Origin of the sequence: Sphingobacterium sp. InxBP1, assembly GCF_026191775.1 — a bacterium.
Lineage (GTDB): Bacteria > Bacteroidota > Bacteroidia > Sphingobacteriales > Sphingobacteriaceae > Sphingobacterium > Sphingobacterium thalpophilum.
In genome coordinates this window covers 416,787-433,857 of the sequence record NZ_JAINDX010000041.1, presented here as the reverse complement: position 1 = coordinate 433,857, position 17,071 = coordinate 416,787, and the positions used below count along the sequence as shown (strand labels likewise).

The window sequence follows — 17,071 nt, the reverse complement described above, 5'->3', positions numbered from 1 at the left end:
CGATAGCAAAGCGCGCCGGACAAATTCACCGGCTATCCATGCGCCGATGCTATGAGTACTTGAGGGTTCACAATATGCTGAGGACGCCCCTGTGCGAAAGCCACGATATTTTCGAAAGCCAATTTAAACAGTTGCTCGTAGGCATTTTCTTCCACGTATCCCAGATGCGGTGTGCAGATCACATTGGGCAGAAGGAATAGAGGGTGCTGGGGATCCAGCACAGGCTCGGATTCATAGACATCGACTGCTGCAGCGCCCGGGGTACCGTTTCTCAATGCCTGAAGTAAAGCCCCTGGCTCAATCAGTTCTGCCCGGGCAGTATTCACTAGCAAAGCAGAGGGCTTCATGGAGCGCAGATCTTCAAGTTTTACGATTCCGCGGGTTGCAGGGAGCAAACGTAAGTGCAAGGTAATCACATCGGCAAAGTGGAAAAAGTCAGACTTGCTTGATGCTGCCAGGCATCCATCTTTTACCGCTTCTTCACGGGAGCCTTCGCTTCCCCAAACAATTGCTTCTGCACCAAAAGCTTTTGCGTATCTGGCTACCAGCCGGCCAATTTTTCCGTAGCCCCATATTCCGATGGTTTTTCCTGCGACCGACTGACCGATATTTATCTGCCATTTTCCGGCTTTCATGGCCGCTACGGCTTCTGGCAATCTCCGCAGACCGGCCATGATTAAAAGCCAGGTCAATTCCGCGGGGGCGACTGGCAAACCGGAGCTTTCGGCCACCGCCACATGGTAAGCGTTACAGGCGTCCAGATCCAAATGGTTGGAAATTTTACCCGTCTGACTTATAAGCCGGAGCTTTGGAAGCAACTGAAGCAATTCTGCAGTGATTTTGGTACGTTCACGGATCAGGAGCAGCACCTCCGTATCCTGAAGTATAGAAGCTAATTCACTGATATCTGTATAGGATTGCTGCAATATCTGAACATCATGACCATCAAGCAACTTGAAACAATTCAGATGCCTGACAGCATCCTGATAGTCATCTAAAATGGTTATTCGCATCTTCTTGAAGTTATTTAGACCTGTGTCTGGCGACAGGTTTTCTTTTCAACCTTTAATTTACGGCATAAAATCGAAAAAGGGCAATTCGTCGTTGTTTTTTGACATTCCATCCACTCTTATGACGAAAGAGGAGTATTCCTGCTCATATTTAGTCAGGAAAAGGAATATGTGAACGTCGTCCTATCGTACCTACAGCAAAGCGGCTCGTCTTTTGGACACTTTTACCTCCGGAAGAAGGATAATCAACTGGAAAACCTATATGCAATTACAATTCATCTAGACAATCTGATGGTTCATCCTCAATTAATTGCTGAGATTGCCGGTTGTATAGAACTTGGCCAATGATTAGAACATCTTATTATAAAACAGCAATATACAGACAAACGCAATTGATATAAATTATGAAAACAGCAATTTTAATTTTGATGTGCCTGTTGGCCACAAAGGCTTCTGCACAGCGCAACTACGAAAAAAACATGACGGAAGCAATGACTTTATGGCGATCTGGACAGGCTCAGCAGGCCGCAGCTAAACTGGAGAGTATTGCCCAGGCCGCTAAAGACAATTGGATTCCTGCCTATTATCAAGCTATGGTACTGACCACAGCCGCCTTTACGGAGCAAGACCAGGAGCTCCGGGTCAAATATGTCGAAGCTTCGGAAGCCATCCTCGACGACAGCAAACAGGACAATAATGCAGAGTGGCTTGTGTTGAGGGCTATGAACAAAACGGCATTTATGCTAACCGATCCAATGACCAAAGGCAAAGAACTTGCCCCCATCATCATTGGGTACTATCAAAAAGCATTGGCCATCGAGCCAAACAATCCCCGTGCAAGACTAGGAATCGCTGAGTTCCAATTAAATTCAAAGAAATATTTCAATCAAGATATAAGTCAGGAATGTGAGGATGTGCGAAAAGCACTATCTTTATTCGATGAAGAGAAAGTAACGATTCCGTTTGCTCCTTCTTGGGGGCGGGACCGGGCGGTGCAGATATTAAAAGAATGTAAATGACATTGCGGTGAAAAGACTACCTTATAAAACCATTGTACAGGCTTTACTGGCAAGCTTCGTTGTCTGCATGTATTTTGTGGTCGTAGCTAAGCTTGACCGCAGGGATATCCCTTGGTTATCTTTTTTTCTCCATCCCCATATGGCCAGAGGTTTGCTATATGGCTTCTTGCTTTTCCTTGGTAATGTATACCTTTCAAAATGGGTATCCGACAGATATCCGTCGAGCAGAGATTTTGGAAAGAGGATGATCGTTTTTTATACTGGAAGCATCATTTTAACCATACTTGTGGTTTTTGCTGTCAATGCTTTTTTCTCTGGTTTATTTGCTGCCGATGGTCCCAAAAGTTTTTCACAGCGTTTTGTTGATTTTATCTATCAACAGCATGTTATCTATTACTTCCAAATAACGGTCACCTCTTTGTTTATTTCCATGGTTTTCTTTGGCTTTTATTTTTATAAACGATTTAAAGACTACCAGATCAAAGAAAGTCAGCAGGAAAAGCAGCAGATCTCAGCCCAATTTGCCTCATTAAAGAACCAACTCGATCCCCATTTTTTATTCAACAGCTTAAATGTGCTGAATAGCCTTATTGAGGAAGATCCCAAAAAAGCGAGCATCTTTACCACAAATCTTTCCAGAATATACCGCTATGTTCTGGAGCATAAAGATAAGAGTCTTGTTCCCTTGCAGGAAGAACTGACTTTCTCAAAAGCGTACCTCTCGTTACTTAGCCTCCGGTTTGAAGATGGCATAGTTATCCACATGGAACTTGATGAAGTCGTTCCGCAAGAGCAGCTATTACCACTTTCCCTTCAATTACTTATAGAAAATGTAGTTAAACATAATGTAATATCCTTTAAAAATCCCTTACTGTTGCGGATCTATCGAAAAGAAGACTATCTGATTGTGGAAAATAAGGTACAAAAAAAGAAAGTGCTGCATCAACAGTCCGGCATAGGACTGAAAAATATTGCGGAGCGTTATGCGTTGCTTTCCGACCGACCGGTCAATATCTGGCAAAATGACAAAACTTTTTGTGTTGAACTTCCGATCATAAAAACCGATCTAGCTATATAAGTCAACGTATGACAAAACTTTGTAACAACCGGACTGGCAGAATCTTCATCGCTAAACAGATTACCGAACCTGTTTCCATTTATTTATCCGAAATTGAGGATTCATTTTTTATTTGAAATACCGCTTTTTATGAGAATATTAATTATTGAGGATGAATTGCCTTCGGCAAGATTACTGCGGCGCAAACTGGAACATTTGGGCTATACTGTCCTCGCTACATTGCAGACGGTGGAAGAGTCCGTTAAGTGGTTTGCCAAAAATGCAGATCCTGACCTGATCCTGATGGACATTCAGCTTGCCGACGGAATTTCATTCGATATTCTTGAGCAGGTAAAACCTGCCGCGGCAATCATTTTCACAACATCTTATGATGATTATATGTTGCGTGCCTTTAAACAGAACAGCATTGATTATCTTCTAAAGCCAATTGATGATACCGAACTCAAAAATGCTATCGAGAAATTTATTCAATTTCGAAAACCTGTTCAGCAAATGGACTTAAGAGCGCTCGAATCCTTCTTTAGCAGAGGTGGGGCGATGTATAAAGAACGGTTTACCATCCGGATAGGCCAGTTTCTAAAAGTTGTCACAACGAAACAAGTCGAATGTATCTATAGCGAGAACAAGGGAACATATGTCTACACGTCGGAAAACGGAAATTATCTTTTGGACCAAAGTCTTGACGCGCTGGAGATGCAACTGTCGCCCACTGACTTTTTCAGGATCAACCGTAGCGCTATTATTCATTTTGATGCCATCAAAAAGATAGCCGTCCATTCCAACGCTAGATTAAAAGTTTTCCTTCACCATTATGGGTCCGAGGACCTTATTGTATCACGGGAAAAGGTCGCCGCCTTCAAAAAATGGTTAGATAAATAAGGGAAAAACACACGCCCTACCCCATGCTATTATAGATTGAGCCGATAGTTTAATGGGATGCTAAACCGCAGCGACACTGCAAAGCCTTTTATCGGCTGATAATCCGTTTTCTTTTTGATGGAAAAACCATAGCCGAAATCCAGATCCAGCAAAGTGGCCAGGCTCACACCAACTTTCGGTGTCAGCGTATAGGGAGTCAGCTCGGCACGGACAAAAGGTGTCAACACGTACGTTTGGGGATAGTATGACAATGCTCCTTCGGGAATTACGGCAAATTTACTTTGTGTCCAGGTGAAATTGGCTGTAGCATCTGCCCGAATAATATGATCCCCCGAAAAAGGAAATGCGAAGTAGGCGCCCGTTTTAACGATACTTCCTTTTTGAAACTGGTAGCTCAGCGTCGGACCGACCAGATAATCCTGCGCTTTCGCTTTGCCGCCAAAAGCAAAATATATCACGATACAACACAGCCAATAAACACTCTTGTTTCGCATCACTCAAGGTTTAATAAATATGAAAATTCAGAGGGATGTTGACCCCCACGGATACCGTAATTCCATCGAGCGGCTTGAAATCCTTCTTGGTGTTATAGTCAAATCCATAACCTATCCCCAAATCCAGAATTGAAAATAAGCTGGCACCGACCTTAGGCGTGATGGTATAGGGAGTCAATTCGGCCTTTACAAAGGGAAACAATACAAAGTCGTTGAGGTAATAGGTAAAGCCGACCTCGGGTATTACGGTCGTTTGATTCTCCATCCAGCTGAAATTGGCTCCGGCATCAATTTTCATGTATTGGAAATCATTGGGCGCGAACAAACCCCAGCCTGAAACTTTCAGAAAATTGCCACTTTGGTACTGGTACCCGACTGAAGGACCCCAGATCCATTTATTATGTTCCTTCCACGACTGATCCTGCGCGTTCGCCAGTGTGACTGCACAGCATAAAAGGACAAACATTAATCGTGTTTTTAGTTTCATCTGACTAAATTACAAACTTATAATCTATTTTACGGAATACAACAGGCAGCCCACAGAATAGTTTTACCCAAAACAGAAAAACCCCCTCGTTTTATTAAGCAATCATAGTCTTTCTGGACTGCACCAAAGGCCCTATCTTTTAAGGTTCGAGTACCTTGATCCGAAGAAACTGGTATCTATCACTCAAGAATCCCCTCTCGGTCCAGTAGGCATCGATATGATTGACTGCTGCGTAAATATGTCCATCCCTGCCCCAAAAAGTGAGATCTTCCTCTCCCGCCGGCATCCAGCACTTAAAGCTAAAAAAAAGCATGGGTGCAATCTTACCTTGTTTCACGTGGAAGAGCTGCAGGTCTCCGGTCGTTTCGTACGGATCGGCATGCAGGGTCATCAAGTATTTTTTGTCTGTCGAGAAATGCGGATAATCGCCACATTCTACGATCAGATGGCCATCGTTTCGATCAAAGAGCCGCACATCTCCACTCTCCCAATAACTGCCGCTTACCGCATAGGCATTCAGAAAATCGTAATGTCCCATATAATCGTATCTGGCGTGAAGCTCGTTGTCTATGTCATGATCAGTAAAGGTCAACCGTCTACCGTTTTTTAAGGGTAAATCCAAGGTCATTCCCGTCTTTTTATAGGAAAGCGTATCCTTCAGCATTTCATCCTGCGCGGTACGTTTAGCAGCCTGGAAGGTTTGTTCGTCTACCAGCTCCAAGTGCAGATACTTGTCCAAGGGCTGTCCCTTTTCATAATAATTTTCCTTATCACCGACCTTCTGTAGTAGAATAAGATTCAGATCTTTGGGCGAAAGTTTGATCTTATCCTGCGTGCCAAGCTTCGCCTTTGCCACATAGACCTTTTCCCATCTCGTAACCTCAATGGTCTGTCCGTCGGCTTCTTTCTGACTACGCTGGATGCGATCCATCACAGCTATCCAATCACCCTCTTCGCCAATAACGTCCAGCTTTGTACCATAAGGGTATCTTCCGAGCGCGGGAGCCTTCTGATCTGCTCCCTGACGCAGCACGGCTCCTTCGCGGTCTATGACATACACGTTTTTAAGCACCGTGGTCTGGTCATAATTGATCGGTAATGCCGGAAATTCCGGTGCTGCCACAGTATCTCTGGCAGAAAGAATAGCAGACTGCGCCGAATCTCTTTGGCGAACTTGCGTATTTTTTGCCGGATTGCCACAGGAGCAGGATAGCCCAGCCAAAACAGCTACGCTCAGGATCATCCGAATCGGTAAAAAAGGCAGTTTTTTCATCATTGTGAAAATAGCGATTCCCATGCCAAAAAAAATACTGGTATTCAGGGGTTATTGCCTATTTTATAAAATTCTTTTGTTTTTAATCTATCCGCTGAAAAACAAAACGTCAATTTATTAGTTAACCTTAATTAGATGAAGCGAGGCAAATAATCCATTATTAGCTTAATCTTTATCACCTATTGTTTACGAAATGAATTATCGCTTCGCTTATGTATTTACGCCATATATTTACCATCATTTACGTTGCGCTCAGCCTTCATGCTGTAGAAGCACAACAAAAGCTTCTGCTGCTGCAAGATGTCAAACTCATCGATCACTCTTCACAGTCACTTACTGGGCCACGGCATGTACTCATTCGGGGCAATCTGATCGAAAAGATCAGCGATTCTCCTATTAGCCTTCCAGACGAGAATCTGTTGAAGATTGACGCCAGAGGAAAAACTTTGATTCCGGGCTTAATCGACGCGCATGTGCATTTGGTTTTTGGGGCATTGACGATGCCACAGATGATGACAAGCGATCTCTCCGAAGAGTTTCTGCTCGAGAGAGTGGGACAATCGGCACAGAAAATGTTGATGCGGGGATTCACCAGTGTCCGTGACGTCGGTGGACCTATATTTCCGCTAAAATCTGCGATCGACAAGGGCAAACTCGCTGGACCACGGATCTGGCCATCGGGCGCGACGATAAGCCAAACCGCGGGGCATGGTGATTTTAGGACGCCGGAAGAGAAATCGCGTCGATTTTTCGGCATCGTGTCAAGAGCGGAAAGATATGGGGCCACTTTTATTGCCGATGGCCGCGATGAAGTATTGACGGCTGTCCGTGAAAATCTCCGTTTTGGCGCGAGCCAAATTAAACTAATGGCCGGGGGCGGCACTTCTTCTGCCTATGATCCAGTAGATGTGACCCAATATACCCTTGATGAAATGAAGGCCGCGGTAGAAGCGGCGGAGGACTGGGGCACCTATGTCACTGTGCACGCCTATACGGCAAGAGCCGTGCGACGAGCTGTCGAAGCAGGTGTCAGATGTGTAGAACATGGCCAATTGCTGGACGAAGAAACCATACGGCTGCTGGCCGAAAAAGGCGTCTGGCTCAGCCTGCAAAACCTGGTAGAAGATACCCCTGATATGGATCCACAACGCCGCATCAAACGTAGGCCAGTGATTGAGGGCCAGACAAAAGTATGGCCGATGGCAAAAAAATATGGTGTTAAGCTGGCTTGGGGAACGGATTTCCTTTTTGAACCCGACTTAAATGAACAGCAAAACTCATTTTTGCTCCGGCTTCAAAAATGGTTTACCAACGCCGAAATTATTAAAATGGTCACACAGGACAATGCAGCCTTGTTACAGTTGGCGGGACTCCGCAGCCCGTATCCCGGTAAGCTCGGTGTGATTGAAGAAGGAGCTATGGCGGACATGCTTCTAGTTGATGGAGATCCGCTCAAAGATCTAAAGCTTTTGGCAGACCCCAACAAAAACTTCCTGCTTATTGTCAAAGATGGCCAGATTTTTAAAAACATTTTGCAGACTCGACAATAAGTGACCTTCGCACGAATATGTGATGTGCTATCTTTAGGGCCATATACGAATAAGGCGGCAACCGTTTAATGGCTTTTTATTTACTTAGGCCGTAAACAGCTTTGGGTTTTATTGATTAGTTTTGTGTTTGAACGACAAATAAATCATTTCGGTGGCATTATTATTCAACGACGGCCGTCCAGTTGTCCGGCTGAGAGCATTTCGTGCAATTGATGATCCTCAAACCTGCGAACGTTTTATAGAGGGGCATGCTCATGTACTGACGGCCATAGGAGTCAAGAAGGTTACTTCATCCAAAAATGAATGGATGTACAATCCAGCATCATTCGTCCTTATCGTCGAATCCCTGGACGGAGAAAAAGTATATGGTGGCGTCCGCATCCATGTGGCTGGCGGTAGCGAAGCTTTGCCAATAGAGCAGGCTACAGGTGCTATGGACGCCCGTATTTATGACCTCGTATACGACTATGCACAACAAGGTACCGGCGAAGGTTGCGGCCTCTGGAACTCCCGTGAGATTGCAGGCTATGGTATTGGCAGTATCTTCTTGACGCGGGCGGGGGCAGCCATAAGCACTCAGCTTGGCATCAAGTCTTTGTTTGCCTTATGTGCTCCTTACACGGTAAAACTCGCCGAAAGTGTGGGTTATCGAATAGATACCAGCGTTGGCAACAATGGGACCTTCTATTACCCCAAACTGGATTTGTTGGCAACGGTCATGATCATGAACAACCTGGATACCTTAACAGAGGCGGATCAGGAAAATAAAGAAGCCATTCTATCGCTGCGCCAAAATTCTGATATTGTCCGTATCGAGACCCTGCGGAAGAAAGAAATTGAAATCCATTATCAGATCGATATTCCTAATCTTGAACGCTGGAATCTGGCAGAAGTGATCAAAAATCTGAAACATACGTCGACAGATCTCACAATAGATCATCGTCATTTAAATATTTTGTGATGGATAAGAAACATTATGGTGCCGGTTATTTACAAGATACCGCAGATTTTCTAAAACAATTAAAAATACAGTCCTATTCCCCTTTTAACAACATCAAAACAGGTGTAATCGCCGATTTGGGCTGCGGAACGGGAATGGATGCCATCAACCTTGCTCAGATGCTGGGCAGTGAAGTGCGTGTCGTTGGAGTGGATCACGACGAGGCGCTAATTGAGCATGCAAAATCTAGCAGTAAGGATATCGGTAATGTCAGTTTCGTGCAAGGGGAAGTGTACCAGCTCGATTTTGAAAATGAAAGCATCGACGGTGTGCGGATGGAACGTGTGGTGCAACACCTCACTGCTCCTGACAAAATGTTTCAGGAGGTATACCGCATACTGCGTCCCGGACAACCTATTGTGATCGTAGAGACCATTTGGAATAGCCTGACGCTATATACCAATCAGGTCGGTATCGAGGCTAAAATAGGTCATTATCTAACAGAAGAAAAGGTCAATAATGGCTGGGCAGGCAACAAGCTTACGGCAGATCTTCTAGCGCATGGATTTCAAGAGGTGCGATTGCAGACGTCCTGTATGGTCTCCCGATCGAGAGAAGAGGCGAACCGCTATCTGTATTTAGATAAAATCCTCCTGGAGATGTTTGACAAAGGAAAATTAAGTCAATCCGAACTCGACGATTTTCAACTGGCTCTTGACAGGGCCGATGAGTGCGGCTGCTTTTTAGTTTCGATGAATTTAGTCATTGCGGAGGCAAAGAAATAGCGATAACGATGAAGCGGTGGTTGGTCTTTCTATGTCTTATTGTTGTCACCTGCTGGCGGCCGGTGCTTGCGCAGCTTACCATTGATCAGCAGGGAAAGCGTCTGCTGGCCGGGCGCCATTTAGAACGCTACATTGGTGTGGAAAATTCGTCATTCTCGGCGATTTTGGCTTCCTCAGCTTTCGTTCCGCTCGACGCGGATGTGCCTAATCTAGGGACGTCGACATCCGCTGTATGGCTACGTTTTCCGATTAAAAACAGTTCGGAGCGAGACCTTGACCTTTTACTGGAAATCGCCTATCCTTTATTGGATGAGGTGGAACTATACAGTCCCAGTGCTGATGGGACCTATCAGTCTTCAGCACTGGGTGAGCATCGCCCTTTTTCTGCCCGAAAATATAAGGTGCCCCAATATGTCTTTGATATACATCTGCCAAAACAGTCTGAAACTGTTCTCTTCCTTCGCGTCAAAAGCACAGAACAGATTATCCTTCCGATTTACCTCACCGATGAGCATAGATTCATGTCTCAAATGAATAGTGAAAGCCTTATCAGTGGAATCTATATGGGGATCGTCTTTATTATGGCGATATATAATCTTTTTCTGTTTTTCTCTGTGCGTGACAAAGCCTATCTCTATTATGTGCTTTATATAGTTTGTGCAGGGGTTACCCAGATGGGTATCGAAGGCTACAGTTTTCAGTATCTATGGCCCAGCTGGCCTTATCTGGCCACAAGAGGACCTATTATTTTCGGGTGCCTCTCGGGCCTCAGTGCATTGCTTTTTGCCGACGCATTTCTTCAGTTCTCGAGCAACGCGTTGCGGTCCCGGCGCATCATCTTGATCTTTATCGGCCTGTTTTCTTGCGGGGGTATCCTGGCCTTAAGCCACCTCACTCAGTTCGCTTTCTTTCTCATGCAAGCGACGACGGGGGTCGGTTCGCTATTTGTTCTTTATATATCCTACCGGATTATGATAAATGGCTTTAAACCCGCAAAATTCTTTGTCTACGGATGGACAGTACTGCTGCTGGGTTCGATCATATTTTTACTCAAGGACTATAGTCTGCTGGAGTACAATAATTTTACGGGTAATGCAGTACAGATTGCATCAGTTATTGAAATGGCACTGCTCTCTTTCGGCCTTGCTTACCGGATTAACATCCTGAAACAAGAGAAGGAAACATCGCAGGCTCAAGCCTTGGCTATTTCACTGGAAAATGAGCAGCTCATCCGGCAACAGAATCTTGTCCTTGAACAAAAAGTCAGCGAGCGTACCCGTGAGCTGAAAGAGTCCAACACATCATTGCAGACGACATTGACACAACTGAAAGAAGCACAGTCACAACTCGTAGCCGCCGAAAAAATGGCATCTTTAGGCCAGCTTACCGCCGGCGTTGCCCATGAGATCAATAACCCTATAAACTTTGTTTCTTCTAACGTAGCCCCATTGAAAAGAGATATCAAGATGATATGGGAAACCCTTGCCGAAGTTGAGCGAATCGCTTTTAATACAGACCTTACGGATAATGAGAAGCAGGTGCAGATCAAGAAGTTTAAAGAGGATATGGACATTGATTATTTGAAGACTGAAGTAGATTTTCTGCTAAAGGGAATGCATGACGGAGCGCATCGTACTGCAGAAATTGTCAAAAGTTTACGCATCTTTTCGCGTGTGGATGAAGATACGTTACAATTTGCCGATATCAATGAAGGCATTGAATCTACCATGATCATATTGAACAGTCTGATCGATAACTCAATTGCTGTAGAAAAGCGCTATGGAGAGCTGCCCAAGGTCGAGTGCCATGCAGGTAAGCTTAATCAGGTGTTTTTAAATATAATCACCAATGCCATTTACGCGATCAACAAAAAATTTAATGGCCGCGATGGAGGTAAATTATGGGTGGAAACAGGGATCGCTGAAGACCGTTTTTCTATTTTTGTGAAAATCGGCGATAACGGGATTGGTATCCCGCCGGAAATACACGACAGGATTTTTGAACCTTTTTTTACAACCAAGGATGTCGGTGAAGGAACGGGGCTGGGTATGTCAATAGCCTATAATACGATCGCCAAGCACCATGGTAAAATAATGGTTGAATCAGAATTAGGGCAGGGCTCGACCTTCATTTTAAACATTCCAGTGGAGCAAAAGAACTGATTCGAATGAAATTTGTGTAGTGCAAAAAAATATCACTAAATTCAGTCATTTTGGAGAGGGAACCAGACTATAGAATTATGCAGAAGGAACTTGAAATACTTTATATTGATGATGAGTTGAACAACCTTGTGGGTTTCAAAGCAAACTTTAGGTACAATTACATCATCCACACCGCATCGAATACTGCCGAAGCGGAAGCTATACTTCGTTCCAATCCGCATATACGTATTATCTTTTGCGACCAACGTATGCCTGAAGAACAGGGTATCGAGTTTCTCCATCGTATTAAGGGTGTTTTTCCAAAGCCGATCCGAATCTTACTGACAGCATATGCCGATATGAATACCGTGATAGACGCGATCAATAAGGGGCACATCTTTCGATTTGTTCGCAAACCCTGGGAGACCGAAGAAATTATTTCAGCCATCGAGGAAGCCAATAAATTCTATGTAGCCAGCTCCTTATTGGAAACTAAAAACCAGGAGCTCCAACGGGCTTACGACGAGCTTGATAAATTTGCGTACAGTGTAAGTCATGACCTACGCGATCCGTTAACGGGCGTACTGTCGGCAGTCAAACTAGGGCTGGAGTTTGATGATATCAATCAGATCCACGAGTTGCTGACTTTGATGGACAGCTCGCTGGTCAGCCTAGATGCGTATATAGACAGCCTGCGCGATTACTATTTGCTGCGCAGAGGTGAACTGCTGTTGTCTGACATCAATTTTGAAGAGCTTTTTGACAGTGTGAAGGAGTTTTATAAGATGTATACGCAAAATAAAGAGGTCGCATTTAATATCTGTGTCGAACAAACGGAAAACTTCCGATGCGACAAAGCTGTTCTGGAACTTATTCTCCATAATCTATTATCCAACGCCTTTAAGTATCAACATAAGGGCCGCGCGGACCAATTCGTCAGCCTTTCAGTCGAAGTATCCAACCGCCTGGCGAGGATCGTTGTCCGTGACAATGGCATTGGCATTTCGCCAGAACATATCGATGATATCTTTAAGCTATTTTTTAGGGCAAGCGACCAGGCCAAGGGAATGGGCTTCGGTTTATACAACGTACAAAATGCTTTGCTCAAGCTTCAAGGGACTATTGATGTACAATCGCACCCCAATGCGGGCACCACATTTACAGTCAGCATACCTGGAAAATAATCTCTGCTGTCCAAATATAAGCGCTAAGAAAGCAACTTTTGACGCAGCATAAACTCCAATTGGTCATTGGAAGACTCGAGCTTTGCGTTTGTCTCCACGATTTTCTGCCGTTCGGCATAGACTTCATAAGCCCGCTGAATGGTTTGATCGAGCTCCGCTTCGTTCCAGGGCTTATTGAGGTAATGAAATATCTTTCCCTTATTGACAGCATCCACTACCGCGGCCATATCTGTATATCCCGTCAATAGAATCCGCATTGGTGCCGCGTCCATTTTAATGATCTCTTCCAAGAATTGCACCCCTGTCATCTCCGGCATACGTTGATCTGTAATGATAACATGTATCGGGTTACTTTTTACGATAGCAATTGCTTCCGCTCCGCTAATCGCTGTAAACACTTTGTATTTTAATCGGAATGTCGCTTTAAAGGAAAACAAATTGTTTTCTTCGTCATCAACATACAATACCGAAATCTTCCTGTCTTCCATAAGTTTTCGTGTTTGATATACAAATTTACGGAATAAAATAGCTGCATTCACTATTCAATTCGAGTTTTTCATGATCATGAACTGCAGGAGCTGTTCTAATAAAAAAACCGTCCTACTCCTGTAAAACGGTTTTCTAGCAAGTGACCCCGCTGAGGCTCGAACTCAGGACCCACAGATTAAGAGTCTGTTGCTCTACCAACTGAGCTACGAAGTCATTCGATAGATCAAATGTAAGGCTCACCGGAGAAAATGTCAAGTATAAGAATGTATTTTTTTCACTTTTATGACATCGTAATGGTTCTCGCCGACATACCTTCGTCAGAATCGAAGAAAGGGAAGATAGAGCGACAATATTGTCGCTCTATCCTGTGACTTGATATTATTTCAGATCGTTTAAAATTTCTTTAACTGCTCTTTCTAGTTGCGGATCTTTATTCTCCATCCTATCCTGAACCGTGTTTTTGACGAAAATATCAGGTGCTACACCGGTTTGTTCCAGATCCTGTCCGTCCAATGTATAGCATCCCCAAGCAGGGAGGCGATAGAAAGAGCCATCGACCAGTCCTTTGCCCGAAGTGAAAATAATCCAGCGATAGGTTTCATTACCAATAATTTTACCCAACTTGAGCGCTTTGAATCCTGCTGCGGTCATCTCCGCATCGCTTAGCGACTGCTCGTTGATCATTAACACAATAGGCTTAGCTGCGGGAGCAAAGTTGCTTTGCGGTGCCCGCTTACCGCCACGGTATTGCCACTGTAGATATGGACGCTGTGACAAAAAGCGTAAAACTTCATCATGAACGTTGCCGCCGGTATTATAACGCAGGTCTAAAATAATGCCCTGTTTATTATTTTCCTGTTCAGCCATATCGATGAGGAAACGCTGTAATTCGCCACCCGACATATTTTTCATGTGCGAATAGGCTATTTTGTTGTTGCTGAGCTGATCGACACGGCTTCGATTATCCTTTATCCACTGATCATAAATCAGCTCCCTGAACGCGGTGCTCGATATCGGGCGTACATGTGTCTGAATATGTTTGCCATTGCGGCTTAAGGTAAGCTGAACCTCCTCTTCTAACGAAGGCCATGTAAAATAGCTATCCCTGTCCAAAGCGGCATCCAACTTAACACCATTCACTGCCAACAGGATATCGCCTTCCTTAATATCTACTCCTGTCTTGGCGGCAGGCCCGTTGGGTAGAATATGGCTAATTTTAAGCGGGTTCTGACTATCGTATTCCACACCAATTTCATTGGTGACAAAGCCAAATGGTTTCCGCTCTTCCGCTCCTGCTGAACTGAACCCCAAATGAGATGAGTTTAGCTCGCCAAGCATATCGTTTAAGAGAATGCGAAGATCATTCCGGTCGTTGATGCCAGGCAGATATTTCTCATATTTCTTTTTAATAGCAGTCCAATCTACACCGTGGAAAGTACTATCATAGTAATTCTCCTCCAAATTAGCCCAAGTCTCATAAAACATCTGGTTAAATTCTTTCTCCAGATCTTTATTGAACTTGTAACTCATGTTGATCGCGTCCAGCTTGTTCATCTCCAGATTATACTTCTGGATAACGCCACGGTTCAAAACAAAGTATTTGCCCGCAGCCTCCAGTACCTGCCCCATGCCTCCTTCGTTCACCTTTTCTGTTTTTGAGGTCGCAAAAGGTTCATAAACTGTACGGTATGTGCTGAATTTACCCTCGTGGTCTGAAGAATAGAACACATAGGATTTATCACCTTTTTGAATAACCATGGGACTGTATTGTGTTCCAGATGTTGGACTCACTTGTTCGATACGGTCGCGCAATCCTTCTAGATCAAGCTGTACAACGACTGCTTTCTTCGCTTCGGCGATGGGAGAACTCTGTTTTTCCTTATCGGAAATTGTCTTATTTTTATCCTTACTAGTGTTTTCTCTTTTTCGAGGATTTTCCTTCTTCGTAGAGGTGTCTTTTTTCACTGCCGGCTGACTAAATAGCTCATCGAATTTCGTACTGCGATAGGGCTGATCAAAATTGCTCAGCGCCATACGGAAAATACTGGAGTTTTGCATGCCCGTAGGATAAGAAGGCTTTGTGCGATTACTGGCAAAATAAATATACTTGCCGTCGGGAGACCAGTAGGGACTAGTCTCCGAAACCCCGGTGTTGGTCAGATTGGATGTCTGCCCGTTTTTTAGATTATGAACGAAGATATCCTGTTCGAAATTACGGATAGCTGTAAATAACAGATAATTACCGTCTGGTGAAAAAGTTGGCTTAGAGTTTTGGAATGCCCAAATTTCATCTTTAACAATAGTCTGGCTCTTTAAACTGCTCAGATCCATGGTACGGACTTCGTCGCGGCCGCTGAGGTACACTGCCTTTGTCCGGTCTGCATTAAAGCTAATGTCGCGATTGTTGCGTTGATCGTGAGTCAGGTGTTTGACGTCGCCTTGACCGTCTGCTGTTCGTGAGAACCAGTTCTGATAACCCTGGAAGGTTTGGCTGTACAACAAGGTTCTGCTGTCATTAAGCCATCTCACCTCCATCACACGCTCTCCCTGCCCTGGCATCTGCCGAACAAATTTACCTTCACTGTCTGCAACAAACAGCTCTCCGCGCGACACAAATGCGATTTTCTTGCCGTCCGGCGATACATCAAAGTCGCTGATATTACCAGAAATATTAAACTCTTTCAGCTTACCCAGCACCTGATTACGATTTAATGAAATATTGGGCTGTACCGTTTTCTTAGTGCGGACGTCATACAAGTAAAGCTGATATCCTTTTTCAAAGGCGATCTTTTCGCCGTTTGCTGCCACAAATGGGCGTTTTATGGCTTCGGAAAAACTTGTGAGCGCTGTGCTTGTTGTGCCATTCAGCTGGTATAGGTTGTATTCCCCGTTGTTCTCATCCGAAACGTAATATACATTACCTTTTTGATCAACGGTAGGCCATAGGTCTTTGCCAATGTAATCTGTATACTGCTGAAATGCTTTGGTCTTGGGGTTGTAGGCATGTATATCGGGATTGAATGCACCTTTATAGCGCTTGCGATTGGCCGAACTGTAACCTTCCCAGCTATCATTGAACAACAGCTCTCCACCAGGCGTAGGCACGACACCGCTGATATAGTTAAAAAAATGCGGAAATAATCGGGTAGCGGTGCCTCCCGTCAAAGGCAGCTGGTAGGCTCCCATACGATTGTATCGCGTAGACGTGAAAAACAGTGTCTGACTGTCCCAGCTCCAGCTGTCGACTTCGTCTGAAGCATCGTGTGCGGTCAACTGTCGTATATCTCCACCGGCCAATGGCATGACATAAACATCCATATTGCCGTTCTGATTACCTGAAAATGCTAACCACTTGCCATCGGGCGAAATCCGCGGGTTAATCTCATTTCCTTCCATTCCAGTTAAACGCACAGCAATACCACCCTGACTATCTACTTTCCACAGATCTCCTTCATAACTGAAGACCATTTCTTTACCATCTGGTGTCAATGTAGGATGGGACAAAAATGTAGGTTGCTGGGCAACAACATAGGCAGTTCCGCCATAGGCCAGAACTGTACTTAAAAGCAGTTTTTTTATCATTATATCTAGGAGGCTAATAATTGTTTGCCTTTAACAAAAATAGAATAGGTTATTGAAAAATTATTGACGTATTGCGAATTTTACATTTTGATTGTATTTGAACATGCTCTACTACGCCTTCTTGAAACAACTTCGTATATTTAAAGTAAAAAACGGGTAA

The 17,071-nt window shown here is 44.3% G+C and carries 14 protein-coding genes and 1 tRNA gene; 8 read left to right on the top strand and 7 right to left on the bottom strand.

All coding sequences use genetic code 11. The features are described 5' to 3' along the window. Positions 1-32: 32 nt before the first annotated feature. On the bottom strand, positions 33-1,013 hold the full coding sequence (locus K7A41_RS07595; RefSeq protein WP_265713211.1) for a D-2-hydroxyacid dehydrogenase family protein: 981 nt from the start codon (positions 1,011-1,013) through the stop codon (positions 33-35). A 401-nt stretch (positions 1,014-1,414) separates the two neighbouring features. On the opposite strand from K7A41_RS07595, the gene K7A41_RS07590 reads away from it, so the two are divergent. From K7A41_RS07590 to K7A41_RS07580, 3 genes are all read left to right on the top strand, one after another. Next, positions 1,415-2,029 (top strand): hypothetical protein, encoded by a 615-nt coding sequence (locus K7A41_RS07590; protein WP_265713210.1) that lies wholly within the window; start codon positions 1,415-1,417, stop codon positions 2,027-2,029. 7 nt (positions 2,030-2,036) lie between these two features. After that, positions 2,037-3,107: a sensor histidine kinase gene (locus tag K7A41_RS07585; protein ID WP_265713209.1), complete on the top strand. Its 1,071-nt coding sequence runs from the start codon at positions 2,037-2,039 to the stop codon at positions 3,105-3,107. Between the two features lie 129 nt (positions 3,108-3,236). Then, entirely contained in the window at positions 3,237-3,986 is a 750-nt protein-coding gene (locus K7A41_RS07580; RefSeq protein WP_028071161.1) for a LytR/AlgR family response regulator transcription factor, read from the top strand. A gap of 29 nt (positions 3,987-4,015) precedes the next feature. Here the strand turns inward: K7A41_RS07580 and K7A41_RS07575 are convergent, their stop codons facing one another. From K7A41_RS07575 to K7A41_RS07565, 3 genes are all read right to left on the bottom strand, one after another. Further along, the gene (locus tag K7A41_RS07575) at positions 4,016-4,480 is read right to left on the bottom strand and encodes a hypothetical protein (protein ID WP_197734462.1); all 465 of its coding nucleotides are present in this window, start codon (positions 4,478-4,480) and stop codon (positions 4,016-4,018) included. Positions 4,481-4,490: 10 nt separating this feature from the next. Then, positions 4,491-4,967, bottom strand: a complete 477-nt coding sequence (locus tag K7A41_RS07570) for a hypothetical protein (protein WP_265713208.1) — start codon at positions 4,965-4,967, stop codon at positions 4,491-4,493. Positions 4,968-5,106: 139 nt separating this feature from the next. Next, positions 5,107-6,243 carry an SH3 domain-containing protein gene (locus tag K7A41_RS07565; protein ID WP_265713207.1) on the bottom strand — a complete coding sequence of 379 codons (1,137 nt, stop codon included), beginning with the start codon at positions 6,241-6,243 and terminating at the stop codon, positions 5,107-5,109. Positions 6,244-6,452: 209 nt separating this feature from the next. On the opposite strand from K7A41_RS07565, the gene K7A41_RS07560 reads away from it, so the two are divergent. The 5 genes from K7A41_RS07560 to K7A41_RS07540 all read left to right on the top strand — a co-directional run bounded on the left by K7A41_RS07560 (position 6,453) and on the right by K7A41_RS07540 (position 12,840). Then, the gene (locus K7A41_RS07560; protein ID WP_265713206.1) at positions 6,453-7,790 is read left to right on the top strand and encodes a metal-dependent hydrolase family protein; all 1,338 of its coding nucleotides are present in this window, start codon (positions 6,453-6,455) and stop codon (positions 7,788-7,790) included. 151 nt (positions 7,791-7,941) lie between these two features. Next, on the top strand, positions 7,942-8,751 hold the full coding sequence (locus K7A41_RS07555; protein WP_028071157.1) for a hypothetical protein: 810 nt from the start codon (positions 7,942-7,944) through the stop codon (positions 8,749-8,751). Continuing rightward, positions 8,751-9,515 (top strand): methyltransferase domain-containing protein, encoded by a 765-nt coding sequence (locus tag K7A41_RS07550; RefSeq protein ID WP_265713205.1) that lies wholly within the window; start codon positions 8,751-8,753, stop codon positions 9,513-9,515. Before K7A41_RS07555 ends, K7A41_RS07550 begins: the two co-directional genes overlap by 1 nt. An 8-nt stretch (positions 9,516-9,523) precedes the next feature. After that, positions 9,524-11,677: a 7TM diverse intracellular signaling domain-containing protein gene (locus K7A41_RS07545; RefSeq protein WP_265713204.1), complete on the top strand. Its 2,154-nt coding sequence runs from the start codon at positions 9,524-9,526 to the stop codon at positions 11,675-11,677. A 77-nt stretch (positions 11,678-11,754) separates the two neighbouring features. After that, positions 11,755-12,840: a sensor histidine kinase gene (locus K7A41_RS07540; protein WP_265713203.1), complete on the top strand. Its 1,086-nt coding sequence runs from the start codon at positions 11,755-11,757 to the stop codon at positions 12,838-12,840. A 23-nt stretch (positions 12,841-12,863) separates the two neighbouring features. Here the strand turns inward: K7A41_RS07540 and K7A41_RS07535 are convergent, their stop codons facing one another. From K7A41_RS07535 to K7A41_RS07525, 3 genes are all read right to left on the bottom strand, one after another. Next, positions 12,864-13,328, bottom strand: a complete 465-nt coding sequence (locus tag K7A41_RS07535) for a response regulator (RefSeq protein ID WP_028071153.1) — start codon at positions 13,326-13,328, stop codon at positions 12,864-12,866. A gap of 141 nt (positions 13,329-13,469) precedes the next feature. Next, a tRNA-Lys gene (locus tag K7A41_RS07530) sits at positions 13,470-13,542 on the bottom strand. Between the two features lie 165 nt (positions 13,543-13,707). Further along, entirely contained in the window at positions 13,708-16,911 is a 3,204-nt protein-coding gene (locus K7A41_RS07525; protein WP_265713201.1) for a S41 family peptidase, read from the bottom strand. Positions 16,912-17,071 lie beyond the last annotated feature (160 nt).